Source organism: Polaromonas sp. P1_F1 (assembly GCF_056405795.1).
Genome location: NZ_JBFUBJ010000001.1, coordinates 693,245 through 718,186, shown reverse-complemented (window position 1 = coordinate 718,186; position 24,942 = coordinate 693,245). Strand labels below are relative to the sequence as shown.

The 24,942-nt window shown below is 63.3% G+C and carries 21 protein-coding genes; 9 read left to right on the top strand and 12 right to left on the bottom strand.

From position 1 onward, the window contains the following. Window positions 1-54 precede the first annotated feature (54 nt). Entirely contained in the window at window positions 55-1,122 is a 1,068-nt protein-coding gene (locus tag AC1DZE_RS03475) for an ABC transporter substrate-binding protein (protein WP_477668449.1), read from the top strand. A gap of 139 nt (window positions 1,123-1,261) precedes the next feature. On the opposite strand, the gene AC1DZE_RS03470 is transcribed toward AC1DZE_RS03475, so the two are convergent. Then, the gene (locus AC1DZE_RS03470) at window positions 1,262-3,517 is read right to left on the bottom strand and encodes a heavy metal translocating P-type ATPase (RefSeq protein WP_477699776.1); all 2,256 of its coding nucleotides are present in this window, start codon (window positions 3,515-3,517) and stop codon (window positions 1,262-1,264) included. A gap of 92 nt (window positions 3,518-3,609) precedes the next feature. Here AC1DZE_RS03470 and cadR point away from each other — a divergent pair, with 92 nt between their 5' ends. From cadR to AC1DZE_RS03435, 7 genes are all read left to right on the top strand, one after another. Further along, entirely contained in the window at window positions 3,610-4,143 is a 534-nt protein-coding gene (gene cadR / locus AC1DZE_RS03465) for a Cd(II)/Pb(II)-responsive transcriptional regulator (protein ID WP_477668447.1), read from the top strand. A gap of 72 nt (window positions 4,144-4,215) precedes the next feature. Continuing rightward, the gene (locus tag AC1DZE_RS03460) at window positions 4,216-4,944 is read left to right on the top strand and encodes a TetR/AcrR family transcriptional regulator (RefSeq protein ID WP_477668446.1); all 729 of its coding nucleotides are present in this window, start codon (window positions 4,216-4,218) and stop codon (window positions 4,942-4,944) included. Next, on the top strand, window positions 4,941-5,825 hold the full coding sequence (locus tag AC1DZE_RS03455) for an SDR family oxidoreductase (RefSeq protein WP_477668445.1): 885 nt from the start codon (window positions 4,941-4,943) through the stop codon (window positions 5,823-5,825). The genes AC1DZE_RS03460 and AC1DZE_RS03455 overlap by 4 nt, the downstream gene beginning before the upstream one ends. Then, entirely contained in the window at window positions 5,822-7,480 is a 1,659-nt protein-coding gene (locus tag AC1DZE_RS03450; protein WP_477668444.1) for an acyl-CoA carboxylase subunit beta, read from the top strand. The genes AC1DZE_RS03455 and AC1DZE_RS03450 overlap by 4 nt, the downstream gene beginning before the upstream one ends. Window positions 7,481-7,512: 32 nt before the next feature. Beyond that, window positions 7,513-8,691 carry an acyl-CoA dehydrogenase family protein gene (locus AC1DZE_RS03445; RefSeq protein ID WP_477668443.1) on the top strand — a complete coding sequence of 393 codons (1,179 nt, stop codon included), beginning with the start codon at window positions 7,513-7,515 and terminating at the stop codon, window positions 8,689-8,691. Between the two features lie 39 nt (window positions 8,692-8,730). Further along, window positions 8,731-10,701, top strand: a complete 1,971-nt coding sequence (locus tag AC1DZE_RS03440; RefSeq protein ID WP_477699775.1) for an acetyl/propionyl/methylcrotonyl-CoA carboxylase subunit alpha — start codon at window positions 8,731-8,733, stop codon at window positions 10,699-10,701. 46 nt (window positions 10,702-10,747) lie between these two features. Beyond that, entirely contained in the window at window positions 10,748-11,239 is a 492-nt protein-coding gene (locus AC1DZE_RS03435) for a thioesterase family protein (protein WP_477651237.1), read from the top strand. A gap of 624 nt (window positions 11,240-11,863) precedes the next feature. Here the strand turns inward: AC1DZE_RS03435 and otsA are convergent. The 7 genes from otsA to AC1DZE_RS03400 all read right to left on the bottom strand — a co-directional run bounded on the left by otsA (window position 11,864) and on the right by AC1DZE_RS03400 (window position 19,746). Continuing rightward, window positions 11,864-13,246 carry an alpha,alpha-trehalose-phosphate synthase (UDP-forming) gene (gene otsA, locus AC1DZE_RS03430; protein WP_477668441.1) on the bottom strand — a complete coding sequence of 461 codons (1,383 nt, stop codon included), beginning with the start codon at window positions 13,244-13,246 and terminating at the stop codon, window positions 11,864-11,866. A gap of 121 nt (window positions 13,247-13,367) precedes the next feature. After that, on the bottom strand, window positions 13,368-15,227 hold the full coding sequence (locus AC1DZE_RS03425; RefSeq protein ID WP_477668440.1) for a glycoside hydrolase family 15 protein: 1,860 nt from the start codon (window positions 15,225-15,227) through the stop codon (window positions 13,368-13,370). Further along, on the bottom strand, window positions 15,224-16,060 hold the full coding sequence (otsB, locus tag AC1DZE_RS03420) for a trehalose-phosphatase (RefSeq protein ID WP_477668439.1): 837 nt from the start codon (window positions 16,058-16,060) through the stop codon (window positions 15,224-15,226). Before otsB ends, AC1DZE_RS03425 begins: the two co-directional genes overlap by 4 nt. Window positions 16,061-16,138: 78 nt before the next feature. Further along, window positions 16,139-17,413: a multifunctional CCA addition/repair protein gene (locus tag AC1DZE_RS03415; RefSeq protein WP_477673438.1), complete on the bottom strand. Its 1,275-nt coding sequence runs from the start codon at window positions 17,411-17,413 to the stop codon at window positions 16,139-16,141. Between the two features lie 54 nt (window positions 17,414-17,467). Next, window positions 17,468-17,773 carry an NIPSNAP family protein gene (locus tag AC1DZE_RS03410; RefSeq protein ID WP_477699774.1) on the bottom strand — a complete coding sequence of 102 codons (306 nt, stop codon included), beginning with the start codon at window positions 17,771-17,773 and terminating at the stop codon, window positions 17,468-17,470. 12 nt (window positions 17,774-17,785) lie between these two features. Further along, window positions 17,786-18,544, bottom strand: coding sequence for a glutathione S-transferase family protein (locus AC1DZE_RS03405; RefSeq protein ID WP_477673440.1), 759 nt, complete (start codon window positions 18,542-18,544; stop codon window positions 17,786-17,788). 245 nt (window positions 18,545-18,789) lie between these two features. Further along, the gene (locus tag AC1DZE_RS03400; protein ID WP_477699773.1) at window positions 18,790-19,746 is read right to left on the bottom strand and encodes a complex I NDUFA9 subunit family protein; all 957 of its coding nucleotides are present in this window, start codon (window positions 19,744-19,746) and stop codon (window positions 18,790-18,792) included. Window positions 19,747-19,926: 180 nt separating this feature from the next. On the opposite strand from AC1DZE_RS03400, the gene AC1DZE_RS03395 reads away from it, so the two are divergent. After that, window positions 19,927-20,370: a hemerythrin domain-containing protein gene (locus AC1DZE_RS03395; RefSeq protein ID WP_477668435.1), complete on the top strand. Its 444-nt coding sequence runs from the start codon at window positions 19,927-19,929 to the stop codon at window positions 20,368-20,370. A gap of 25 nt (window positions 20,371-20,395) precedes the next feature. Here the strand turns inward: AC1DZE_RS03395 and AC1DZE_RS03390 are convergent, their stop codons facing one another. The 4 genes from AC1DZE_RS03390 to AC1DZE_RS03375 all read right to left on the bottom strand — a co-directional run bounded on the left by AC1DZE_RS03390 (window position 20,396) and on the right by AC1DZE_RS03375 (window position 24,938). Continuing rightward, window positions 20,396-20,944 carry an MgtC/SapB family protein gene (locus tag AC1DZE_RS03390; RefSeq protein WP_477673040.1) on the bottom strand — a complete coding sequence of 183 codons (549 nt, stop codon included), beginning with the start codon at window positions 20,942-20,944 and terminating at the stop codon, window positions 20,396-20,398. Between the two features lie 113 nt (window positions 20,945-21,057). Continuing rightward, window positions 21,058-21,678: a YdeI/OmpD-associated family protein gene (locus tag AC1DZE_RS03385; protein ID WP_477668433.1), complete on the bottom strand. Its 621-nt coding sequence runs from the start codon at window positions 21,676-21,678 to the stop codon at window positions 21,058-21,060. A 179-nt stretch (window positions 21,679-21,857) separates the two neighbouring features. Continuing rightward, on the bottom strand, window positions 21,858-23,033 hold the full coding sequence (locus AC1DZE_RS03380) for an ABC transporter substrate-binding protein (protein WP_477668432.1): 1,176 nt from the start codon (window positions 23,031-23,033) through the stop codon (window positions 21,858-21,860). A gap of 51 nt (window positions 23,034-23,084) precedes the next feature. Next, the gene (locus AC1DZE_RS03375) at window positions 23,085-24,938 is read right to left on the bottom strand and encodes an AMP-dependent synthetase/ligase (protein ID WP_477668431.1); all 1,854 of its coding nucleotides are present in this window, start codon (window positions 24,936-24,938) and stop codon (window positions 23,085-23,087) included. Window positions 24,939-24,942: the final 4 nt, after the last annotated feature.

Genomic DNA, 24,942 nt, shown 5'->3' with positions numbered 1-24,942 from the left:
CAGTCCTCCTCAATTTCACTGCCTTCACTTCACCAACGCCACCAGGAGCTTTCCATGAACATCTCCCTACGATTCCTGACCGCCCGCGCTACAGCGGTGTCGCTTGCCGTTGCAGCCGCCGGCCTGGCCGGCGGAAACGCCATGGCCCAGACCAAGACGCTGTACATCGGCATGAACGGCGGCACCATGGAAAAAACCTACACCGAGAACGTCTTCGGCGCGTTTGAGAAGGCCAACAACGTCAAGGTCGTGGTCGTGCCCGGCACCTCGTCAGACATCCTGGCCAAGGCGCAGGCCAACAAGGACAACCCGCAGATGCACGTGATGTTCCTGGACGACGGCATCATGTACCGCGCCATCGGTATGGGCCTGTGCGAGAAGATGCAGGCCACCCCTGCGTTGAATGACCTGTTTCCCACGGCGCGCTTCAAGGGCGACATGGCCGCCGGCGTCAACATCGGCATGACCGGCATTGCCTACAACAAGAAGATGTTCGCCGAAAAAGGCTGGACACCGCCGACTTCCTGGATGGACATGGCCAACCCGAAGTACAAGGGCAAGGTGGTGTTCCAGTCGCTGTCGTCGTCGACCTTCGGCCTGCACGGCTTCCTGCTGTTCAACCGCATCCAGGGCGGCAATGACAAAAATGTGGAGCCCGGCTTCAAGGCCTGGCCCACCACCATAGGCCCCAATGTGCTCGAGTACATCCCGAGCTCGGCCAAGATCGCTGAAATGGTGCAGACCGGCGAGGCCGCGATGTTCCCGCTCACGCCCACCGCCGTCGGCGTGCTCAAGGAAAAAGGCCTGCCCGTGGAATACGTGCAGCCCAAGGAAGGTTCGGCCGTGCTGACGGTGGGTGAATGCGTGATCGCGAAGAACAGTGAACCTGCGCTGGCTCACAAGCTGGCCCAGTACCTGCTGTCGCCTGAGGCGCAGGCCGCGGCGCTGGAGTTTGGCGACCAGATACCGTCCAACCCCAAAACCAAGGCCAGCGGCAAGGCCGCCGCGCTTGTGACCCAGATGAACACCTACATGAAGACGGCGACCACGGTGGACTGGGATGCCATCAACGAGAACCGCCCAGCCTGGAATGCGCGCTGGAACAAGACGGTCGAGCGCTGATCATCTATTGCCTGCACCTTTCGCAGGCGCCGCATGCAAAAACCCGAAGCGGRCCTTTCCGGGCCACTTCGGGTTTTATGCTTTTTGGACCTCCAGCGCAGTAAAGGTGAGCGCAAGCAGCTATTAAATTTATAGCGCCCTAATTGTGCCGACCGCGCAGCAAGCGCAAGCCATTGCCCACCACCAGCAGGCTGGCGCCCATGTCGGCAAACACCGCCATCCACATCGTTGCCGTGCCGAAGATGGCCAGGAGCAGGAAGATGCCCTTGATGCCCAGGGCCAGGCTGATGTTCTGCCACAGGATGGCATGCGTGCGTTTTGACATCTGCACCGTTTCTGCCACCCTCTCCAGGTTGTCGTTCATGATCACCACGTCGGCCGCTTCCATGGCTGTGTCGGCGCCGGCGCCGCCCATGGCGAAGCCGATGTCGGCCTGCGCCAGCGCGGGCGCGTCGTTGATGCCGTCGCCTGTCATGCCGGTGGCGCCGTAGTGCCGCTGCATTTCGCGAATGGCATCAAGCTTGGCTTCGGGAAGCAGGTCGCCGCGGGCGTCGTCGATGCCGGCCTGGCTGGCGATGGCGCGCGCCGTAGCGGCGTTGTCACCGGTCAGCATCACGGGCGTGACGCCCAGCGCCTTCAGGTCGGCAATCGCCTGCCGGGACGTTGGCTTGATGGTGTCGGCCACCGCGAACAGGGCCAGCACGCGCGTCCCGTCGGCCAGCAGCGTCACAGTGCGGCCTTGCTGTTCATGCCGGGCGAGTTCGGTTTCCAGTTCCACACTGCACAGGCCCAACTCATGGATGAGGCGGTGATTGCCCAACACGAGGCGTTGGCCCTGGGCCGTTCCCTCAACGCCACGGCCCGGCAGGGCCTTGAAGGCTTGTACCTCGGCGGCATCGGTGTTCAGTCCCGCCGCAATCGCTTTGGACACCGGATGATCAGATCGTGAGGCCATGCCGGCGGCCAGCTGCGCGGCCATCGCTGCGTCGGCATTGCCCCAGGTACGCCAATCCACCAACTGGGGCTTGCCCTCCGTGATGGTACCGGTCTTGTCGAGTGCGATGGCTTTGAGCAGGCGCGCCTGCTCGAGGTAGGTGCCGCCCTTGATGAGGATGCCCTGGCGCGCGGCGGCCGAAAGCCCGCTTACCACCGTGACGGGCGTGGAAATCACCAGCGCGCAGGGACAGGCGATGACCAGCAGCACCAGCGCCTTGTATGCCGACTCTTGCCAGCTCAGGCCCGCCAGCAGCGGCATCAGCACGGCGACGGCAACGGCGATGGCGAACACTGCCGGCGTGTAGACGGCGGCAAAGCGGTCGACAAAACGTTGCGTGGGCGCGCGGCTGCCCTGGGCCTGCTCGACGGCATGGATGATGCGTGCCAGCGTGGTGTTGCCGGCCGCCGCCGTGACGCGGATTTCCATCTCACCTGTTTCGTTGATGGTGCCTGCAAAGACGGTGTCGCCCGGCTCCTTGTCGACCGGAATGCTTTCGCCGGTGATGGGCGCCTGGTTGACCGCGCTGCTGCCCAGGGTCACCAGGCCGTCCAGCGGTACGCGCTCGCCGGGGCGTATGCGCACCAGGGCCTGCAGCGGCACGGCGGCCACCGGCGTGTTGGCCCACGCGCCGTCTTCGCCCTGCATCAAGGCCTGCTCTGGTGCCATGTCCAGCAGGCCCTTGATGGCGTTGCGCGCGCGGTCCACGGCTTTGGCTTCGATCAGCTCGGCAATGGCATAGAGCGCCATCACCATCGCGGCTTCCGGCCACTGGCCGATCAGGAAAGCGCCGGTGACGGCGACCGACATCAGCGCGTTGATGTTGAGCTTGCCGCGCAGCAGGGCGGCCATGCCCTTTTTATAGGTGTCCAGGCCGGCCAGGCCAATGGCCAGCGCCGCCACCGCCATGCCGGCGATTTTCCAGGCCAGCAGCTCGGGCGCAAAAAACGACACAGCCTCGGCGCCCACGGCCAGCACCAGCGCCGCGGCCAGGCGGGTGACACCGCTGCCAAAACCGTCAAAACCGCCATCATGGCTGTGGTCGTGCCCATGCCCCTCATGGTCGTGGCCGCCTGTATGCGTGCTGGCACCCTGGGCAGGCTGAGGGTCAAACCCGGCCTTGCGGATCGCGTCCAGGGCAGTCGCACAGGCTTCTTCGCTGGCGTCTATTCGCAGCGTGCGTGCGCCCAGCTGGAAGCCCAGCGACCGGATACCGGCGATCGGCTCCAGCGCGCGCCGGATGTCAGACTCTTCGGCGCTGCAGTCCATGGTGGCGATGCGGAAAATCCGCCCCGCGGCACCCGCGGCATTGGATACAGGTGCGTGTGCGGCGTGGGCGCCGCCACAGCAGTCGCCGGTAGGGGCATCCACGCCGGAAACAAGGGTTTTTTCAGATTTCATGGCCTAATTGGAAACCCTGTAGCGGCCTTAGAGTCAAGCTGGCTGCTGAAGTGACCCTACAGCAATGTGGGGACGATGTTCAAGGAGTCGCCATGAAAATCGGAGAACTGGCCAAAACCGCACAGACCCAGACGGAAACCATCCGTTACTACGAACGTGAGGGTCTGTTGCCCGAAGCGGCGCGCACCGACGCCAATTACCGCATCTATGACGAAAGCCATGTGCAGCGCCTGGCCTTCATACGCCACTGCCGGTCGCTGGACATGACGCTGGCGGAAATTCGCGCACTGCTGAACTTCAAGGATGCGCCGGCCGGCAGCTGTGACGACGTCAACAGCCTGCTGGACGAGCACATCAGCCACGTCGCCACCCGCATCCGCGAACTCAAGGCGCTGGAAAAAGACCTCAAGGCTCTGCGTGAGCAGTGTGCCAGAGGCCAGGCCGGGGGCGACTGCGGCATCCTCAGCGGCCTGGAAAAAGCTGCACTGCGGCAAAGCCAGAACCGTACCCCCGCCGGGCGCGGCCATGCGCATATCCACGGCGCGCACCCGCAGGTCGGTGTGCCCGCCAAAGAAGAGGGCCGCCAAAAGACCGCTACCGGCAAGGCGGCTGCCGAGCGCAAGTGACAAAACGCGGCCCGGTATTTTTACAAAGCACTTGCTTGCTAAAAATATCGGGTTTTGCTAAGGTCCGTCCTTATGGACAAACCTGCCGCGCGTTCGCGACCTGCCGCACGCGCTCATACCCCTTCGAAAACCGCAACCGGCAGCGCTGAAAAGCGTCCGCGCGGCCGGCCGCGCAAAACCCTGGACGAACGCGACGACGGCAACCGGCGGGTCGAACTCGTCAATGCGGCCGCCCGGTTGTTCCGAAAAAAAGGCTTTGACGCCACCAGCACGCGCGACATCGCAGCGGCCGTCGGCATGCACAGCGGTTCGCCCTTCTACCACTTCAAAAGCAAGGCGGCACTCCTCAATGCCGTGATGGAAGAGGGCATGCGCTCGGCGATTCAACGCCAGGCCGCGGCCCTGCAGGCGGCGGGGCTCTCTACCGCTGAGGCGCCAGCGCTGCTGCACGTGCTGATCCGCAATCACTTTGACGTGCTGCTGGGCCCCGGCAGCGACTTCATCCCTGTGATGCTTTACGAGTCGCGTTCGATCACAGCCCGGCAGCGCAACCTGCTGGCCAGACTGCAAAGCAATTACGAAGCTGTCTGGGAGCCTGTGCTGAAGGCGTTGGCCGCGGCAGGGCAACTCAAGGGACCGGTGAAGCTTTCGCGCCTTCTGATCTTTGGGGCACTCAACTGGTCGGTGCAGTGGTTTGATGCAAAAAAAGATGCGTCACTGGACGATCTGGCGGATGCGGCCATGGCGCTGTTCATTGGAGAAAAGACTCCGAAATCTCCGGCAAGAAAGATCCGCGCATGAGTTACCAATCCGTGTTCCAACCCAGTCTTTTTGCCGGTCAGGTCATTGTTGTCACCGGCGGCGGCTCCGGCATTGGCCGCTGCATCGCGCATGAACTCGCTGCGCTGGGCGCGCATATGGTGCTGATAGGCAGGAATATCGAGAAACTTCACAGCGTGGCCGGCGAAATCGTGGCGCAGGGCGGGCGCGTGAGTTTTCACCCCTGTGACATCCGCCTGGAAGAGGCCGTCAAGACCACCATCGCCGCCATCGTGGTGGCGCAGGGCCGTATCGATGGGCTTGTCAACAACGCGGGCGGCCAGTACATCACGCCGCTGGAATCCATCAGCGCCAAGGGCTGGGAGGCCGTCATCAACACCAACCTGACCGGCGGCTTCCTGATGGCGCGCGAATGCTACCTGCAAGCCATGCAGGAAAAGGGCGGCAGCATCGTCAACATAGTGGCCGACATGTGGGGTTCCATGCCCAGCATGGGCCACAGCGGCGCGGCGCGCGCCGGCATGGTGAGCTTCACCGAAACCGCGGCGGCCGAATGGGCCCATAGCGGCGTGCGGGTGAACGCGGTCGCGCCCGGCTACATCGCCTCCAGCGGCATGGACCACTACCCGCCCGAGGCCGGCCCCATGCTGCGCGAGATGCGCCACACGGTGCCACTGGGCCGCTTCGGCACCGAAAGCGAAACCTCGGCGGCCGTCGTCTTCCTGCTCAGCAAGGCCGCCAACTTCATCAGCGGCAGCACCTTGCGCGTCGACGGCGCCAGGCCCCAGATGCGCATGGGCTGGCCCATGCAGCGGCCCGATACTGACGCGCTGCAGCGTGATGCGATCAAACCTTTCGATGGTTTTCACCTGGCTGAGACCCCCAAGGTCTTCCAGTCATGACGCTGTTCCAGTCTGCGTGGAATGCGCAATCGCCACAAGCCATGCAGCGGCGTGAGGCCATGCTGTCGCGCATCGCCGCATTGCGCGCGCTGGAAGAGCGCAGCGCCGCCGCCTCCGCCAAATCACGGCCCGCCTTCGACAAGCGCGGCCAGCTGCTGCCGCGCGAGCGGGTGGCGCTGCTGCTGGATGCGGGTGCGCCCTGGCTGGGCCTGTGTTCCCTCGCGGGTTACCTGCAGGACAACAAGGACGCGGCCCAGTCGGTGCCGGGCGGCGGCGTGGTGGCGGGTATCGGCTTTGTGAGTGGCGTGCGCTGCATGGTGGTGGCCAGTGATTCAGGCATAGAGGCCGGCGCCGTCCAGGCCATGGGACTGGAAAAGATCCTGCGCGTGCAGGAGATTGCGCTGCAAAACAAGCTGCCCTTTATCCACCTGGTGGAAAGTGCGGGCGCCAACCTCATGCGCTACCGGGTCGAAGGCTTTGTGCACGGTGGAAGCCTTTTCCGCAATCTGGCGCGGCTGTCGGCGGCGGGCATTCCCGTCATCACCGTGCAGCACGGTTCGGGCACGGCTGGCGGCGCCTACATGCCGGGCCTGAGCGACGTCGTCATCATGGTGCGCAAGCGTTCCCGCGCTTTCCTTGCCGGCCCGCCACTGCTGATGGCCGCTACCGGCGAGGTGGCGACCGAAGAAGAACTGGGTGGCGCTGAAATGCACACCGGCGTGTCGGGCCTGGGTGAGCATCTGGCTGATGACGATCGCCATGCGCTGGGGCTGGCGCGCCAGGTGGTGGCCCGTACTTCATGGTCAAATCGGGCAGCAAGCAAAGCAGGGCGGGCGCAAGCAGCTACTAATTCAATAGCAAACACCGATCTCCCCTGTGAGCCGATTTACCCGCCTGACGAGCTGCTGGGCCTGGTTCCCGACGACCTGCGCCAGCCGCTGGACATGTACGAGGTCATCGCTCGGCTGGTGGATGGCTCAGACTTTTTGCCGTTCAAGGCGCTTTATGGTGCGGCCACGGTGTGCGTGCAGGCATCGATTGACGGCCATGCGGTCGGCATCATCAGCAACAATGGCCCGATTGACGTGGCCGGCGCCAACAAGGCCACGCACTTCATCCAGCTGATGTGCCAGCTGGGCCACCCCCTCATCTACCTGCAGAACACCACCGGCTATATGGTGGGCAAGGAGAGCGAGCAGGCCGGCATGATCAAGCACGGCTCCAAGATGATCCAGGCGGTGACCAATGCCGCCGTCCCGCAAATCACCATCCAGTGCGGCGCTTCATTTGGCGCGGGCAACTACGGCATGTGCGGCCGCGGCTACGCGCCGCGCTTTCTTTTCACCTGGCCCGGCGCCAAAACGGCGGTGATGGGGGGCGAACAGGCCGCGCGCACCATGCAGATCGTAGGCGAGGCGGCCCTGGCGCGAAAAGGCATCACGCCGGACCCGGCTCAGTCGCAAACCCAGTACGACAAGATCGTCGCCATGTTCGAGGCGCAGGCCGATGTGTTCTACACCTCGGGCCTGGTGCTGGACGACGGCGTCATCGACCCGCGCGACACGCGCGCGGTGCTGGCACAGTGCCTGGCAATGTGCGCCGAGGCCGATGCGCGGCAGCTGAGGCCCATGCAGTTTGGCGTGGCGCGCATGTAGACCGCCTGCAAAAAAGAACCGGAGACAACGAAATGCAATACACGCACGAACACCTTGAAATCCAGAAAACCCTGAAGCGGTTCATTGACGCCGAGATCAATCCGCACGTCGATGAATGGGAAGCCGCTGAAATCTTTCCCGCGCATGAAGTGTTCAAGAAGCTCGGCAACCTGGGCATGCTGGGCCTGACCAAGTCTGAGGAATACGGCGGCGCGGGCCTGGACTACTCCTACGCCATGGCCATGGCCGAAGCGCTGGGCCACATTGATTGCGGCGGCGTGCCCATGGCCATTGGCGTGCAGACCGACATGTGCACGCCGGCACTCGCGCGCTTCGGCAGCGACGAACTCAAGCGCGAATTCCTCGCTCCAGCGATTGCCGGCGATGCCGTCGGCTGCGTCGGTGTGAGCGAGCCGGGTGCGGGCAGCGATGTCGCCTCCATCAAGAGCCATGCCCGCAAGGACGGCGGCGACTACATCGTCAGCGGCCAGAAGATGTGGATCACCAACAGCCTGCAGGCCGACTGGATGTGCATGCTGGTCAACACCGGTGAGGGCCCTGTGCACAAAAACAAGAGCCTGGTCATGGTGCCCATGCGCGACAAGGGCAAGCTGCGCAAAGGCATTGAAGCGGCCAAAAAAATCAAAAAAATCGGCATGAACTCGTCCGACACCGGCCTGATCTACTTTGACGAAGTGCGTGTGCCGCAGCGTTACCTGATCGGCAGCGAAGGCTCGGGCTTTGTCTACCAGATGATGCAGTTCCAGGAAGAGCGCCTGTGGTGCGCAGCCAGCTGCATCCAGTCGCTGTCCAACTGCATTGAATGGACGGTCGAGTGGGCGCATGAGCGCAAGCTTTTCGGCGCCACTCTGGCTGACCAGCAATGGGTGCAGTTCAAGCTTGCCGAGATGAAGACCGAAGTCGAGAGCCTGCGCGCCATGACCTACCGTGCCTGCGAGCTCTATGTGCAGGGCCAGGACGTGACCGAGCTCGCGTCCATGGCCAAGCTCAAGGCCGGGCGGCTCAACCGCCTGGTGCCCGACACCTGCCTGCAGTTCTGGGGCGGCATGGGCTACACCTGGGAGAACAAGGTGGCGCGCATGTTCCGCGACGGCCGGCTCGCTTCCATAGGCGGTGGGGCCGACGAAGTCATGATGGGGATCATCGCCAAAATGATGGGCGTGGCCAAGTCCGGCAAGAAGGGTGGCTGAGTTCATGACCGTGCCTGGCATACGGAGCGGGGCGTCTGCATGAAAAATATCCGCTGCTTGCTGGTGGCCAATCGTGGGGAGATTGCGCGCCGCATCATGCGCACCGCGCGAACCATGGGCATGCAGACGGTGGCGGTGTATTCAGACGCCGACGCCGGTGCGCTGCATGTGCAGGAGGCGGACATCGCCTGTGTGCTGGGAGGTGCCACTTCTGCCGATTCCTATCTGCGCATCGACAAACTGGTTGCTGCGGCCAAGGCCAGCGGCGCCGATGCGGTGCATCCGGGCTACGGTTTCCTCAGCGAGAACGCCGCCTTTGCCGACGCGGTGATTGCTGCGGGGCTGACCTGGGTGGGGCCACCGCCGGCCGCGATCCGGCAGCTCGGCAGCAAGTCGGCTGCCAAGCAACTCGCCGCGGCGCAAGGCGTACCCTGCCTGCCGGGCTACCAGGGTCATGACCAGTCCGACGCGCGCTTTGAAGCCGAAGCCGCGCGCATCGGTTACCCGCTGATGGTCAAGGCCGTGGCGGGCGGCGGTGGGCGCGGCATGCGGCTGGTGCGGGAGGCCGCGCACCTTTCGGCGGCGCTCCAAAGCGCCCGCTCTGAAGCGCTCTCGGCCTTTGGCAGCGGGGAGCTGCTGATGGAGCGGGCTTTGTTAAATCCACGCCATGTCGAGGTGCAGGTGTTTGCCGACGCCCACGGCCATTGCATTCATCTGGGCGAGCGCGACTGCTCGGTGCAACGCCGCCACCAGAAGATCATTGAAGAAACGCCCAGCCCGGCGGTGGATGCTGCGCTGCGTGCGCGCATGTGTGGGGCGGCGGTCGCGCTGGCGCAAGCGGCAGGGTATGTCGGGGCGGGGACGGTAGAGTTTCTTGTCGAGGGCTCTGATTTCTTTTTGATGGAAATGAATACGCGCCTGCAAGTGGAGCACCCCGTCACTGAAGCAGTCACGGGCCTTGATCTCGTCGAATGGCAGCTGCGCGTAGCGCAAGGTGAGCCGCTGCCTCTTGCGCAGGAGCAGGTGGTGTTCAGCGGTCATGCGATTGAGGTGCGCCTGTGTGCCGAAGACGAGAATTTCACGCCGCACACAGGCACGGTCGGGCGCTTTCGTGAACCCGGCGATGTGCGCTTTGACCACGCACTGTTTGAAGGCCAGGTGGTGTCGCCGCACTACGACTCGATGCTGGGAAAGCTGGTGGCGCATGCCGCGACACGTGATCAAACCATAGACCAGCTGGTGGCGGCGCTGGGCCGCACCGAAGTGCTGGGCCTGCCCACCAACCGGCAGTTTTTGTTGGCTTGCCTGGCTCATCCGGTGTTCCGCGCCGGGCATGCGCTGATTCCTTTTCTGGCGGAGCAGGGCGATGCGATACGCAGAGCGCTACAAAAAGAGGAGCTGCTTGCGCTTGTCCCGTATGGTCTGGTGGGCATTTTCTCTCAGGATATTGACTCAAACAGGGCCGCAAACAGCCTGCCGTGCCCCTTTCCCAGGCCGGTCCGGCTGCGCCACCACGCGCAGCTGCTGGACCTGCGCGTACGTGAGTTGGGCGGAAGTGCGCTGGAAATCGAAACGGGCGGCGAGGTGTTGCAGGCGGTGATCACGCAGGGACCCGATGGTGCTCTGACGGTAGGCACAGGCCAGACCGGGCAGCGCATATCGGCGGTTCGCCTGAAGGAATCTTCCGGGCAACCCGGTGCACGCTGGCATGTGCAGACGGGCTCTGTGGACCTGTTCCTGGAAGATTCCACCTTTGCGCCGCCGGCATCCGGCGGTGTTGCAACCGCGCGGGAGTTGCGGGCGCCCTTCAACGGCAAGGTGATTGCTGTCCATGCGGCGCCAGGCCAGGCCGTGAAGCGCGGCGACACGCTGCTGGTGATTGAATCCATGAAGCTGGAGCACGCGGTCAATGCCCCGCACGATGCCGTGCTGGCGGCTGTGATGGCAGAGGTGGGTCAGCAAACAAGTACCGGGCAGGTGTTGCTGAGGTTCGATGAGGCCAAAGCATGAGAACCCGGAAAATCAGGAAAGATTTCGCTGCACGACAATTGACGCCATGACCAAAGCACAGCCCACCCCCGCCGGCGCGATTGAGTTCGAGCCGGAATTTGTCGCCAGCCTCAAAGAGCTGTTCGAGGAAAAAATCGTTTTCAACAAGTTGCTGGGGCTCAAGATCACCTCGGTGACGGCGGAACGGGTCACCGCCCGCATTGACATGCGCAACGAGCTGATAGGCCACTACGCCCACAACCGCATCCACGGCGGCGTGATCAGCGCCGGTCTGGACGCCATGGGCGGGCTCGCCGTGATGGCGGCCATAGGCGCGCGCCACATGGACGAATCGCCGATGCAGCGGCTGCACCGCTTTGCCAAGCTGGGCACCATCGATCTGCGGGTGGATTATTTGCGGCCTGGCATCAGTGAATTTTTTGAGTTGCGGGCTGAGGTGATGCGGCTGGGGTCTCGGGTGGCGAGTACGAGGATGGAGTTTCTGGGGGCTGACGGTAAGTTGTTTTCTACTGGGGCTGGGGCTTATATCGTTTCTTAAGGATCTGCTTTTTGCTGAGTGTTGCTGGCCGGGGGTAGCCCGGCGGCTACTCACTTTTCTTTTGCTTCGCCAAAAGAAAAGTAAGCAAAAGAAAAGGCGACCCTGCTGTCTGCGTCCCTGCGCTTCGCTTCGGGCAACCTGTGGTGCTCGGTCCAGGCGGGGTCTCGCTCGAACTCGCTTCGCTCAGACAATCGCGATCCCTGATCCGCCTGGCCCTGCGCTCCTCGGCGCAGACAGAAGGGGGTGGAGACAGGAATACCAAACAGCCGAACTCCCAATAGCCGAAGACAAGACCCCGAATACCTGAAGAAACAAGGACTCGCCATGGCGAGTCCTTGTTGGTATTTTTCCCCGTTCCCGATTGGCCCTTGTGGATGCGCCGAGGAGCGGAGGTCCAGACGGATCAGGGCAAAAACTTGTTTGAGCGAAGCGAGTTGTTTTTGACCCCGGCTGGACCGAGCACCGCAGGTTGCCCGTAGCGCAGCGAAGGGACGCAGGAACCAGGGTCGCCTTTCTTTTGCTTACTTTTCTTTGGCGAAGCAAAGAAAAGTGAGTTGCATGCCGGGCAACCCCCGGCCAGCAACCCTCAGCAGAGAGCGCGAAAGCCGGAGCAAGAACCGGCAACTAAGCCGGTCCCTCGTAGCCGAGGGCGTTAAGAAACTCCCTCCGCCACCAATGCACATCGCGTTCCCGGATGGTCTTGAGCAGCTTCTGATGCCGCGCCTGCCGCTCCTCCAGCGGCATTTGAAGCGCACGCTGTACGGTGTCCGCGGTGCCGTCGGTATCGTAGGGATTGACCAGCAACGCGTCTTCCAGTTGCTCCGCAGCCCCCGCAAAGCGGGACAGCACCAGCACCCCGGGGTCGGCCGGGTCTTGTGCGGCGATGAATTCCTTGGCCACAAGGTTCATGCCGTCGCGCAGCGGCGTGACCAGCGCCACCCGCGCCACGCGGTACAAACCCGGCAGGCGCTTGCGCGCCACGTTGCGGTGGATGTAGCGAACGGGCATCCAGTCGAGCTCGCCGAAATTGCCGTTGATGGCGCCGCACAGGCTTTCCAGTTCCTGCAGCAGATCGGTGTAGGTGCCCATGTCCTCACGGCTGGGCGAGGCGATCTGGATCAGCGTGGCGCTGCGGAGATTTTCCGGGTACTTTTTGAGCAAGGTTTCAAACGTCCGCAGCCGCTGCGGCAAGCCTTTGGAATAGTCGAGCCGCTCGACACCCAGCAGCAGCTTGCGGCGTGAATACTCTTCCTTCATGCGTTCGTACATGTCGCGCGCATCCTGCGCGTGCGTGAGCGCCGCGAACTCGTCCACGTCTATGCCGATGGGAAAAGCGCCCGCCCGCACAGTGCGGTGAAAGGCCCTGAAGCGGTTGTCGCCCAGCGCCACCGCGCCGGCTTCGGCCTGCACATAGCGCGAGAAGTGCAGCAGGTCGTTCTCGCTCTGGAAGCCGACCAGGTCGTAGGCGAACAGCGCACGCATCAGCCATTCGTGCTGGGGAATGGCCGCCAGCACCTGCTGCGGCGGCAGCGGAATGTGCAGGAAAAATCCGATGCGGTTGTTGCAGCCCATGGCGCGCAATTCGGCCGCCATGGGGATCAGGTGGTAGTCGTGGATCCAGATGATGTCGTCGGGCTGCAGCAGGCTCATGAGCTTGTGCGCAAACAGCCGGTTCACGCGGCGGTAGGCCTCGATAAAGCCTGTGTCAAAACGCGCCAGGTCCAGCCGGTAATGAAACACCGGCCAGAGCACGCCGTTGCTGTAACCCAGGTAGTAGCCCGCATGGTCTTCGGCCGACAGGTCCACCGTGGCCAGCTTGATGTTGCCCGCCTGCTGCACATGCAGCTCGCCTTCTCCGGCGGCGCCGCCCTCAACGACCGTGCCGCTCCAGCCGAACCACAGCCCACCGGTAGCATTGAGTGCATCGCCCAGCGCTACGGCCAGTCCGCCAGCCGCAGCCTTGCGTGGATCCGCTACGCGGTTGGATACAACAACTAGCCGGCTCATGGCAAACGCCCCTCTTTACCAGCGGGGGCCGCGGAACTGGCTTTGTCGGGCCGCAGGCGCCGGCCCCCTGCGAGGGGGGGAGGTGCTACACGAAGTGAGCATCCGGCGGGGGTGTTCAAGTTCATACTTGAGATTCCCACGGGGTGGACAAGCGGACGGCAGCATTGATGATCCCCACCATCGAATACGTCTGCGGAAAATTCCCCCACATCTCGCCGGTCACGGGATGCGTGTCTTCCGAGAGCAGGCCCACATGGTTGCGCGCGGCCAGCATGGTGTTGAAAATCTCGCGCGCCTGCTCCTTGCGGCCTATGCGTGCCAGCGCGTCGATGCGCCAGAAGGTGCAGATGTTGAAGGCGGTTTCGGGCTTGCCGAAATCGTCCGGCGCCTCATAGCGGCGCATGTAGGGGCCGTCGCACAAATGGGTTTCCAGTGCGTCTACCGTGGCGACAAAGCGCGGGTCTTTGGGATCGATAAAGCCCACTTCAATCATCAGCAGCACGCTGGCGTCGAGGTCGCGCCCGCCAAAGCTTTCGGCAAAGGCCTGGCGTTCTTCGCTCCAGGATTCGCGCAGGATGCGTTCCTGCATCACTGCCGCATGGCCGCGCCAGTAGTCGGCCCGATCCTGCAGCTTGAGCACCAGCGCGATCTTGGCCAGCCGGTCGCAGGCGGCCCAGCACATCAGGGCCGACGACGTGTGGATGCGCGCGCGCGTGCGCAGCTCCCACATGCCGGCATCTGGCTTGTCGTAACTGTGCACGGCCTGCTCGCCAACTTCCTCGAGCCGCTTGAACTCGGCAATGCCGGCACGGTGCAGCAGGCGATGGTCGTGAAAAGCCTGGGCCGCGCCCAGCACCACATTGCCGTAGACGTCGTGCTGGAAATGCTCCTGCGCCTGGTTGCCCACGCGCACCGGTCCCATGCCGCGGTAGCCGCCCAGATGCAACATGGTGGATTCGGGCAGCTCGCGCTCCAGGCCTATGCCGTAGAGCGGCTGGATGTGCCCGCCCTTGGACTGCACCACCACGTTGGCGAGCCAGCGCAGGTAGTCTTCCATGGTGCCGACTTCCGAGAGGCTGTTGAGTGCGCGCACCACAAAAAAGGCGTCGCGCAGCCAGCAATAACGGTAGTCCCAGTTGCGCTGGCTGCCGGGTGCCTCGGGAATGCTGGTAGTCATGGCGGCGACGATGGCGCCGGTGTCTTCAAAGAGCGAAAGCTTGAGCGTGATGGCTGCGCGTATCACGGCCTCCTGCCATTCCAGCGGAATATGCAGGCGCTGGCTCCATTTTTTCCAGTAGGAAATGGTTTCCTGCTCAAACAGGCGCGCCGTGTCGGCAATGCCGTCGGGCAGCGACTCGTCGGCGCCGAGCAGAAAATTATGCTCGCGTGTCAGCACAAAAGGCTGCTTTGACAGCAGGTGTGAAATCGACACGTCGGTGTTCAGGCGCAGCGTCAGCTCGTCGCCCACATAGCGCAGGTGGTTGCTGCCCTGGGTGATCAGCGGCTTGCGCCGGCCCCAGTCGAAGCGGATGTCCAGCGATACGCGGATGCGCGGCGCGCCGTGGATGGGTTTGACGCGGCGCACCAGCGTCATGGGCCTGAAAAAGCGTGATCGGCTGAAAAAGCGCGGCGCGAAATCGGTGATCTCGATGCCCTGGCCGCGTGTGTCGAACAACTGGGTGCGCAGCACCGCCGTATTGGGCTCATACCACTGCTTGGCTTCGGCGAAATCCTCGATCTCGATGGCGAAGGCGCTGGACTGCGAGTCCTGGATGCCCGGGGCGGTCGCGTCGTCCTGCGCGGGCTGCGGCTCGAGAAGCGCATTGAATACAGGGTCGCCGTCAAACCGCGGCAGGCAGCACCAGACGATGCGGCCGCGCACATCAATCAGCGCACTGAAGGCGCAGTTGCCGATGACGCCCATGGCCAGCGAGGGTTGGGCGGGCGGCGCGAAGTTCAGGGAGTCGGCGGCGACGTTCATGGGCGGCTTTCTGGCGCGGCGGCCGGTGTTTCGTCGGTCTCCCGCGCCATGCCGCCGAAGGCCGCATGCAGCCATTGGTGCAGCGCCTCGGGTGACGCGCAGCGATGGCGCGCCTGGGTGGCGCCTTCGCCGACCTTGATGCCTTCACCGCCCAGGGATTGCACGGCCGCAAAGCCGGCTTCGTCGGTGGTGTCGTCGCCGGCAAACAGGGGCAGGCGGCCCGCAAATGGCGGTTCGGCCATAAAAGCCTTGATGGCCGAGCCTTTGCTGACGTTGGCCGGTTTGACTTCAAAAACACACTTGCCATGCAGCAGCTCGACACCGGGCGTGCGGTCGGCCGCCTCCTGCATGACCTGCAGGCACAGTGCTTCCAGCTCGGGTGCGTGGCGATAGTGCAGGGCAACGGCCGCCAGCTTGATTTCCACGCGCAACCCGTCATGATGCGCGGCCAGGTCGGTGGCGCGTCGGGTGAGCTCCCGCAGGTCCGGCTCTGCCAGGCTGACGACGCGGCCCTGCGTATCGCGGCGCTGCGCGCCATGTTCGGTGGCCAGGGGTAGCCGCAAAGGCGCGAGAAAGCCATCGAGGTCGGCCAGCCTGCGGCCCGACACAATCGCCAGCGCGCCGCCCAACTGCGCTGAAAGCCTCGCCAGGGCTGGAATCACGCCTGAAACCAGCTGGACTGCGTCGGGTTCTGGCGCCAGGTCGGCCAATGTTCCGTCAAAGTCCAGAAAAAGGGCGGTCTGCGCGTTGATGACCGGCAATGACCCGAAAGGCCCGGGAGGAAGTGCGTGTGAAGAGGGTCGGGGCGGCGATGAAGAAGGTGATAAATGCATCGCCATTCACCTTAGCAGAGCCCCTGCTGAATCACTGTAGGCCGGTTTCGCCTTTTTTCACATTTCAGCCAATGGCGGCTACCCTGTAGCGGTGCCGGGGAGGCTGTCCTGCACCGCTTTGACGCGTGCCCTGTGGATGGACTCGCCAATCTGTTTGCCGCCGCGTCCCGCCGCCTGGGCCTGCAGCGCCAGCGGCTGCGTTTGCACCGCCTGGGCCGCGGCCAGGGCATCCAGCAGGCGCGGGCGTTGCGGGTAGGGCGAATCCTGCAGGCCCAGGCGCCCGCGGGCGTCGCATTCGCAGGCCAGCAAAATATCGCCGAAACGCTGGGGCTTGCGAAACGCATCGCAGCGCTCCAGCAGCCGCACCAGGGCCGCGGCGCCCAGGCTTTCGCTGCGGTGCACGTTGCCGTGCTCGCGGGCCACCACGTCGGCAATCTCGCGGCAGTCGACCGGCACGCGCAGGCGCTCGCACACGTCTTTCAGCAGTTGGGCGCTGCGTTCTTCGTGACCGATGTGCCGCGGTAAAACATCGGCCGGTGTCGTGCCCTTGCCGAGGTCGTGGCACAGGCAGGCAAAGCGCACGGCCAGAGAGCCTTCAAGCTGCGCCGACATGTCCAGCACCATCATCAGGTGAACGCCGGTGTCGACCTCGGGGTGGTGGCTGGCGGGCTGGGGTACACCCCAGAGGCGCGCTACCTCGGGCAGCAACTTTTGCAGCGCGCCGCATTCGCGCAGCACCTCGAACATGCGTGAAGGCCTGCCCTCCATCAGCCCGCGTGCGAACTCCTGCCACACGCGTTCAGGTACCAGCGCATCGGCTTCGCCTTCGGCCACCATGTCCCGCATCAGCGCCATGGTTTCGGGCGCCACGGAGAAATCCGGAAAGCGCGCGGCAAAGCGCGCCAGCCGAAGGATGCGCACGGGGTCCTCGCGGAAGGCATCCGTCACGTGGCGCAATACCTTGTTCCGGATGTCCTGCTGTCCGCCGAACGGGTCGACCAACGCTGAAAAGTCGGGGTCAAAACCGGCTGAAGCTGTTTCTGGACGGGCGGGAGCAGCTATTGAATTGATAGTGAGGTCGCGCCGCGCCAGGTCCTGCTCCAGCGTGACGTCGGGCTCGGCGTGCACCACAAACCCGCGGTAGCCCGGCGCGGTTTTGCGTTCGGTGCGGGCCAGGGCGTATTCCTCACGGGTGTCCGGGTGCAGGAACACCGGGAAATCCTTGCCGACCGGCAGGTAGCCTTGTGCCACCAGCGCTTCAGGGGTGGCGCCCACGACGACCCAATCGTGGTCCTGCACGGGCAGGCCCAGCAAGGCATCGCGCACCGCGCCACCAACCATGAATATTTCCATCAGGCCAGTTTAGCGGTTCGCGCCAGCCCCAAAAGCCCGGCCGGCGCCGGATTTTCAGGAAAAAACAGGCCGGAAGAAACTGCGCTCGTAGCTGATGATGCAGCCGGTCGTTTCGGCGTATTTGAAAGCCGCCAGGCATTCCTGGTCGGAAAAGGAGTTCTGGCGGTAAATCTCGTAGGCCGCCAGGCTCTCAAAGGTGAACAAGGCCAATGCAATGTTGCTGGCGCCCTCGCTGGGCATGAAGTAGCCATGGTGCGTGCCGCCGAATTTCTCGACCAGCGGAATCCACAGCTTGCCGTAGTGCTCGAACTCCTTGAGTTTGGCGGTGTTCAGCACGTAACGCAGATAGATCGTGACCATGATGTCTCCCGTTCAGCGCCTGACGCGGTAGGGCTCTTCGAATTCGCGGAAATCGTTTTCGGCCAGCGCGTCGTCGATCCAGGCTTTGACACCGGGCAGCGCGCTGACGCGCTGAATGTAGGCGCCGATTTCCGCCGGTACCGGCAGGGCGTACCGGCTCAGGCGCATGCACACAGGCGCAAAGAAGGCATCGGCAATGCCGAACTCTCCAAACAAGAAATTGGCCCCCACGGTCGACTGCGTCTCCCTGCCCCCCGAGGGGGCGCTCGGACCTTGGGGCGGCCCGGCGGTACGAGGGTCCTTGTATTGCTGCAGCAACTCGGTCCACATCTCGACAATGCGCTGCACGTCGGCACGCACGGCCGATTTGTCGCGCCAGATCAGCTGGCCCATGTCCGACAGGTCGGCTTCGATGTTCATGGGGCAGGCCGAACGCAGCGCGCCAAAGCCGCTGTGCATTTCAGCGCATACGCTGCGCGCCCGGGCGCGCGCTTTCACATCCTGCGGCCAGAGCTTTTTCTCGGGAAAGCGTTCCGCGAGGTATTCGGCAATCGCCAGCGTGTCCCACACGACAAAACCGCCGTCATCCAGCGCCGGCACCCGGCCGGTCGGGTTCACGCCGCCGATTTTTTCCTTGAAGGTCGAGTTGGCATCGAACGAGTCAAAGCGCAGTTTGATTTCTTCAAAAGGAATGCCGGCCTGCTTGAGCAGCACCCAGGGGCGCATGGACCAGGACGAGTAGTTTTTATTGCCGATGTAGAGCTTGAGCATGGTGTCCCTGTTCTGCTGATGATGAAGGAAAGAAGTCAAATGGAAAAACGACTTGCGATGCTACCGCCGTGCGAAATCACGATTGATGCAAAAAATCTTTGAAATTAATGCTACATCCACGGCGAGTAAGAAGGGCGGATTTCCTCTTCAGGCCAACCGGGGCCGCGGAACCGGCTTTGCCGGGCCGCAGGCGCAGCGCCCCCTCGGGGGGCAGCGACCCACACGAAGTGGGGAAGCGTGGGGGCCTAAAAACGGCCGGCGGTTTTACGCTTGGCCGTCAGTCCGCTGCGCAAGCCCTGCGCTCCCAGATAAGAAGGCCCCACCGCATCCAGCGCGGCAGGATGAACACCCAGTGCCTGCAGGCCGGGCAGCTTGCCGGTGGCCACGTTGTCGGTGGCCATGGCGTCGAGGTTGTCGCGGCTCAGCAGCGGCTCTCCGGGCGCGAGCTCCATGAGGCGCGCCTGCAGGCGCCCCAGGAAATCCGGCAGGCTGATCACCGGGCGGCCCTTGCCGCCGTTGATACCGGCGTAGCGACCGGCCAGCCTGACCAGCTGGCGCAGCGTGAACACGTCGGGCCCGCAAACTTCATAGATCTGGCCGGCGGTGTCGGGGTCTTGCAGGCAGTGCACGATGGCGTCGGCGACGTCTTCCACCCAGACGGGCTGAAAGCGCGCATCAGCGGCTGCAAGCGGAACCACCGGAAAGATCTGCTGGAGCCGGGCAAAGGTGTTGAGGAATTTGTCTTCAGCGCCAAAAATCACGCTGGGCCGCAGCACGGTCACATCCAGCCCGGTGCTGAGCAGCACGGCTTCACCGCGCGCCTTGCTGCGCTGGTACATCGATGCCGAACCGGGCGAAGCACCCAGGGCGCTGATGTGAACGATGCGCCTGAGGCCGCTGGCTTCACAGGCCCGGGCCAGCTCCAGCGGCAGTTGCACATGCGCCTTGTCGAATGCGGCCTCTGTGCCGTGAAGGATGGCAATCAGGTTGACCACGGCGTCGTGGCCGGCCAGCAGCGGTGCCAGCGAGGAAGCATCGTGGGCGTCGGCCTCAATCACATCCACCAGCGGCAGCATTTGCAGGTGGCGGGCATTGGCCTGCCGGCGAGTGACCACGGTGACGCGGCATTGCAGCCGCGCCAGTTTTTCGCAGACGTGCGCGCCGACAAAGCCGGTGCCGCCAAGAAGAAGGATTTTTTTCATAACCCCTAATTTAGCGCTTTTACCGTGCCTTGCGCCCTGTTGGCCCATTCTTTGGCCATTCAGGCCTCCAGGCCATGCTGGATGGTCGCAAGCGGCTATCAAATTAATAGCGATTTTTGGCCTTGCAGGATCCGCCCTTGGCCTACACGCCAGGGCCTGCGCCGTCCCCATAATGGTTGAATGAACATTTTTGAAGCACTGCGAACAAGCCATGTCACCCAGCGCGCCCTGGCGGACAACCTCATCAAAACGCAGGGCGACAGCAAGGAAAGAGCCACGCTGTTCAAGGAGCTCAAGCTCGAACTCGCGGCGCATGCCGCGGCGGAAGAGCGCTTTTTTTATGTGCCGCTGATCGCGCACGACATGACACAGGAACCCTCACGCCACGGCATTGCCGAGCACCACCAGATGGACAAGCTGGTGGAAACGCTGGAAGAAACCGATTTCAGCTCGCCCGCCTGGCTGGCCACGGCCAAAGAGCTGCACCACAAGATTTATCACCACCTTGAAGACGAGGAGCAGGGTGTGTTCCAGCTGGCGGGAAAGGTGCTGAGCGAAGCCGAAAAGTTGTCGCTGGCCAAGGGCTATGAAGGCGAGTTCGTCTCGCAGCGCACGAAAAATTAAACCACCACGGCGCCCCTGGACGAGCTTATGAACCGTCCCCGCGCTTGTCGCCGTCAGGCTTGAGCAGCGGTTCGGGCTTTTCCAGAAAACGCACCAGGCGCGGCACCAGCGCCAGGATGCCGAGCGCCAGCAGGGTGCTGAGGACCGCAGTGCTTTCACGTCCCATGCCGGCCGCCACGCCAATGGCCGCCGTCAGCCAGATGCCGGCGGCGGTGGTCAGGCCCTTGACCTGCTCTTCGTCGGGGTTGCCCTTGATGTGCCCCTTGAGGATGGTGCCCGCGCCCAGAAAGCCGATGCCGGCAATCACGCCCTGAATCACCCGGCTCAAGTCGGCGGTGATCATGCCGGACTGCTGCGACACCAGCACGAACATCGCGGAACCCATGGCCACCAGCATGTGCGTGCGCACACCGGCGGCCTTGCCTTTTTGCTCGCGCTCTATGCCCAGCAAGCCGCCCAGCAACGCCGCCAGCGTGAGGCGAACCATGACGCGCGTGGCCTGCTCGGCATCGGACAAATCTGAAAACTCCGAGCCGATGGTTTCACCGACTTGCTGCCACCAGGTGGACGCCATGCGGACTCCTTTAGATCGTAAACAGGTTCTTACGTGTTCGGTTGAGGGATGGGCTCGCCCGATTGACTGTAGCGCGTCTGCCGTACGGCGTCACCGAAAAGCCCTGTCCACCGTCAGGGATGGATTTTTTCGCCCCGCTTGAGCATGTCGGCGAACTTCACCAGCCGGCGCTCGCGTGTCTCGGCTTTCTTGGCGGTTTGCAGCCTGAACAAAATGGCGAAGCGGTTGCGTGAGTCCAGTGTTTCGAAGAAGGCCTTGGCTTTGGCGCTCTTCGCGAGCAACGCCGCCAGGTCGTCAGGAACCGCCATCTTGCTCTGCGCGTCATAAGCCGCGTCCCAGCGGCCGTCGGCCTTGGCGCGTTCGACCTCGGCCAGGCCCGCCGGCTGCATGGCGCCGGATTCAATCAGTGCCAGGGCCTTGGCGCAGTTGACCTTGGACCAGGTGCTGCGTGCGCGGCGCGGAGTGAATTTTTGCAAAAAATACTGCGCGTCCATGGAATTCCTCTGGCCGTCTATCCAGCCGTGGCAGAGCGCCGCTTCCAGCGCTTCGGCGTGGGTGATGGAGGCTATGCCTGAATCCTTCCTGGCGATTTGCAGCCAGACACCGGCGCTGCTTGCGTGGTGTTTGGCCAGCCATTGGGTAAAGGCCTGGGTGTCTTTGCAGCGCACGGTGGCAAGCGGGGCGGCGGGAGTCTTGGCAGGCGTTTTGGAAGCGGGTTTGGCGGAGGTGGGCATGACGCATTTTGCGTGACACGCGGGGTTCACGGCAAGCCATGGGGGCGATCGGTGGAGGGCGAGTGCTATTAATTCAGGAGCATTCTGCGCAGATATTTAAAAGGCTTCAGTCACTTTCTGCATAAAAAAACCACCCGGAGGTGGTTTTTCGGAGTCGCGGCTGGCAGTCGCGGCAGGATTTACTGCGTGATGTAGTCCGACACCACTTTCCAGCGCGCGTCCTGCAACATCGACAGGCGCGACTGGTTGTTGCCCAAGCGCTTTTGCGGGCCGAACTTGCCTTCGGAGCTGCCGAAGATGTCGGCCGGGATCACCATGGTGTCCATGGCCTTGATGAAGCTCTCGGTCGTCAGGCTGGCGCCGGCTTTCTGCGATGCACGGATAAAGCTGTCGACCACCGTATAGCCGTAGACCGAGAACACCGTCGGGTCTTCATTGAAGGCGGTCTTGTACTTGTTGGCCCAGAAGCGGATGGGCTGCGAGGCTTCGTCCAGGTAGGGGTTTTGCACCGTCATGGTGGCGTAGAGGCCGTCCATGGCTTTGCCGCCCAGCTTGTGGATCAGATCGGTGTAGGCGGCGCTGGAGCCCAGGAAGACCGGGTTGTAGCCCAGCTTGCGCGCGGTGCCGATGCCGCCAATGGTTTCGCGGATGATGGTGCCCAGCACCACCAGGTCGCATTCAGAGGCCTTGAGCTTGGCGATCTGCGACGAGAAATCGGTCGCGCCGCGCTTGAAGGAGGTCTTCTCGACCATGGTCATGCCGATGGCTTTGAGGCCGTCATCGGCGCCGCGCTGCACTTCGAGGCCAAACTCGTCGTCCTGGTACATCGAGCAGACCTTTTTGGCGTTCTTTTCTTTCACCAGCTTGGGTACGGCCGCCTTCATCTGGTCGTAATAGGTGGCGGCAAACGAGTACTTGAGCTTGTGAAAGGGCTCGTACATCTCGCGCGCGGCCGTCACCGGGAAGAAGTTGATGACATTTTTTTCGAACTGCACCGGCATGGCGGCCAGGTTTTGCGCAGTACCCAGGTGGCCCACCATGGCGAAGATCTTGTCCTGGTTCACCAGCTTTTGCGCCGCCAGCACCGCCTTCTTGGGGTCGTAGCCCGAGTCCTCGACGATCAGCTTGACCTTGCGGCCGTTGATGCCGCCTTGTTCATTCAGCTCGTTGACGCGCAGCGTCATGCCGTTGCGGATCTGCTTGCCGAAGCCCGCGAGCGGGCCCGACAAATCCTGGATGGAGCCCAGCGTGATTTCGGTTTTGCTGACGCCCTGGCTTTGCGCCTGTGCAGTAGCGGCCGACAAGGCGGCTACGCAGGCCAGCGCGGAAAGGACGGCGGTTGATTTCAGTTTCATGGTTTTGTCTCCTGTAAAGGTTCTTGGCTCTTGTTCACCCGGTGCACGGAATCAGTACATGGCCTCTATTTGCGGGGCGTATTTTTGTTCTACGAGTTTGCGCTTGAGCTTCATGGTCGGCGTGAGTTCTTCGTCCTCCGCCGTGAGCTGCGTGTCGAGCAAAAAGAATTTCTTGATCTGCTCGACCCGCGCAAACTTCTTGTTGACCCGGTCGATTTCCGACTGAATCAATTCTTGCACTTCAGTTGCCCGCGTCAAGCTGGCGTAATTACTGAAGGGTATGTCCGCATCCTGGGCGAATTTCTCGACGTTTTCCTGGTCGATCATGATGATGACCGTGAGGTAGGCGCGCTTGTCGCCGATGACCACGGCGTCGGTGATGTAGGGGGAGAACTTGAGTTCGTTTTCCAGCTCGCTGGGCGTCACGTTCTTGCCGCCGGCGGTGATGATGATGTCCTTCATCCGGTCGGTGATACGGAAAAACCCTTGCTCGTCCATCACGCCCACGTCGCCGGTGTGCAGCCAGCCCTGGGCATCCAGCGTCTCGGCGGTTTTTTGTGGCTGGTTCAGGTAGCCCATGAAGACATTGGTGCCCCGCACCAGAATCTCGCCGGTGGCTGCATCCAGCCGCATTTCGTTGTAGCCGGCGGCCGGGCCGATGGAGCCGGGCCTCATGCAGCTGGCCGGCACGCCGCTGGCGGCGCCGCAGGTCTCCGTCATGCCCCAGACCTCCAGCATGGGAACGCCCAGCGCCATGTACCACTTCACCAGGTCGGGCGAAATGGGCGCCGCACCCGTGACGCAAAACCGTGCCTTGTGAATGCCAATGAGCTTGCGCGTGTTGTTGAGCGCCAACCAGCGCGCCAGCGTGAAGCGGGCCTTGAGCGATGCGCTGACCGGCTGGCCGGCCAGCACGGTGTCGGCGATGCGCATGCCCACGCCGATGCTCCAGGCATAGGCGGCCTGTTGCAGCCAGCTGGCTTCCTTCAACGCGATCATCACGCCTGAATAAAACTTTTCCCACACACGCGGCACGGCGGTGAACACTGTGGGCGCGATCTCGCGCACGTTCTCGGGAATGGTTTCGGGGTTCTCGACAAAATTGAGCTTGGCGCCCGCATACATCGCGAAATATTCGCCGCCCATGCGCTCGGCGATATGGCACAGCGGCAAAAAGCACATGCGCTCGTCGTCTTCGTTCTGTGCCACCAGCGTGTTGTAGCCGCGCGCGGTAAACACCAGCCCGCGCTGGCTGTGCATGGCGCCCTTGGGTTTGCCGGTGGTGCCCGAGGTGTAGACCAGGATGGCCAGGTCCTCGGGTCTGCAGGCAGCAGCGCTGTCTTTCACCGCGTTGGGGTGATCCGCCAGGTAACTGCGGCCCAGCGCGCGAAGTTCGGCCAGGCCCATGACGCCCGGGTCATCCAGGTCACGCAGGCCTTCGGTGTCAAACACGATGATCTTGCGCAGCAGCGGTAATTGCGGCCGCACTTCCAGTGCCTTGTCGAGCTGCTCGTCGTCTTCGACAAACAGCACGGTGGTGCGCGAGTCATCGCAGAGGTAGTGCACCTGCGATGCGGCATCGGTAGGGTAGATGCCGCTGCACACGCCGCCGCAGCTCAGTACCGCCAGGTCGGCCAGCACCCATTCGATCACGGTGTTGGAAAGGATGGAGGCGCATTCGTCGCGCGCAAAGCCCAGGCTGAGCAGGCCGGCGGCGACTTCGCGTACCGCGTCACCGGTTTGTGTCCACGTCCAGCTGCGCCAGATGCCCAGCTTTTTCTGCCGCATCCAGGTCTTGTGGCTGCGCTGCTCCACCGCGTTCCAGAATACGGCGGGAATGGTTTCGCCCGGCATGACGATGGCATGCTCGGGCTGGATATGGCTAAGGTCCCAAAGGTTGCTCATTCAG

Coding starts and splice junctions, on each gene's coding strand:
- AC1DZE_RS03475 (WP_477668449.1), top strand. CDS start 55: ATGAACATCTCCCTACGATTCCTGACCGCCCGCGCTACAGCGGTGTCG.
- AC1DZE_RS03470 (WP_477699776.1), bottom strand. CDS start 3,517: ATGAAATCTGAAAAAACCCTTGTTTCCGGCGTGGATGCCCCTACCGGC.
- cadR (WP_477668447.1), top strand. CDS start 3,610: ATGAAAATCGGAGAACTGGCCAAAACCGCACAGACCCAGACGGAAACC.
- AC1DZE_RS03460 (WP_477668446.1), top strand. CDS start 4,216: ATGGACAAACCTGCCGCGCGTTCGCGACCTGCCGCACGCGCTCATACC.
- AC1DZE_RS03455 (WP_477668445.1), top strand. CDS start 4,941: ATGAGTTACCAATCCGTGTTCCAACCCAGTCTTTTTGCCGGTCAGGTC.
- AC1DZE_RS03450 (WP_477668444.1), top strand. CDS start 5,822: ATGACGCTGTTCCAGTCTGCGTGGAATGCGCAATCGCCACAAGCCATG.
- AC1DZE_RS03445 (WP_477668443.1), top strand. CDS start 7,513: ATGCAATACACGCACGAACACCTTGAAATCCAGAAAACCCTGAAGCGG.
- AC1DZE_RS03440 (WP_477699775.1), top strand. CDS start 8,731: ATGAAAAATATCCGCTGCTTGCTGGTGGCCAATCGTGGGGAGATTGCG.
- AC1DZE_RS03435 (WP_477651237.1), top strand. CDS start 10,748: ATGACCAAAGCACAGCCCACCCCCGCCGGCGCGATTGAGTTCGAGCCG.
- otsA (WP_477668441.1), bottom strand. CDS start 13,246: ATGAGCCGGCTAGTTGTTGTATCCAACCGCGTAGCGGATCCACGCAAG.
- AC1DZE_RS03425 (WP_477668440.1), bottom strand. CDS start 15,227: ATGAACGTCGCCGCCGACTCCCTGAACTTCGCGCCGCCCGCCCAACCC.
- otsB (WP_477668439.1), bottom strand. CDS start 16,060: ATGCATTTATCACCTTCTTCATCGCCGCCCCGACCCTCTTCACACGCA.
- AC1DZE_RS03415 (WP_477673438.1), bottom strand. CDS start 17,413: ATGGAAATATTCATGGTTGGTGGCGCGGTGCGCGATGCCTTGCTGGGC.
- AC1DZE_RS03410 (WP_477699774.1), bottom strand. CDS start 17,773: ATGGTCACGATCTATCTGCGTTACGTGCTGAACACCGCCAAACTCAAG.
- AC1DZE_RS03405 (WP_477673440.1), bottom strand. CDS start 18,544: ATGCTCAAGCTCTACATCGGCAATAAAAACTACTCGTCCTGGTCCATG.
- AC1DZE_RS03400 (WP_477699773.1), bottom strand. CDS start 19,746: ATGAAAAAAATCCTTCTTCTTGGCGGCACCGGCTTTGTCGGCGCGCAC.
- AC1DZE_RS03395 (WP_477668435.1), top strand. CDS start 19,927: ATGAACATTTTTGAAGCACTGCGAACAAGCCATGTCACCCAGCGCGCC.
- AC1DZE_RS03390 (WP_477673040.1), bottom strand. CDS start 20,944: ATGGCGTCCACCTGGTGGCAGCAAGTCGGTGAAACCATCGGCTCGGAG.
- AC1DZE_RS03385 (WP_477668433.1), bottom strand. CDS start 21,678: ATGCCCACCTCCGCCAAACCCGCTTCCAAAACGCCTGCCAAGACTCCC.
- AC1DZE_RS03380 (WP_477668432.1), bottom strand. CDS start 23,033: ATGAAACTGAAATCAACCGCCGTCCTTTCCGCGCTGGCCTGCGTAGCC.
- AC1DZE_RS03375 (WP_477668431.1), bottom strand. CDS start 24,938: ATGAGCAACCTTTGGGACCTTAGCCATATCCAGCCCGAGCATGCCATC.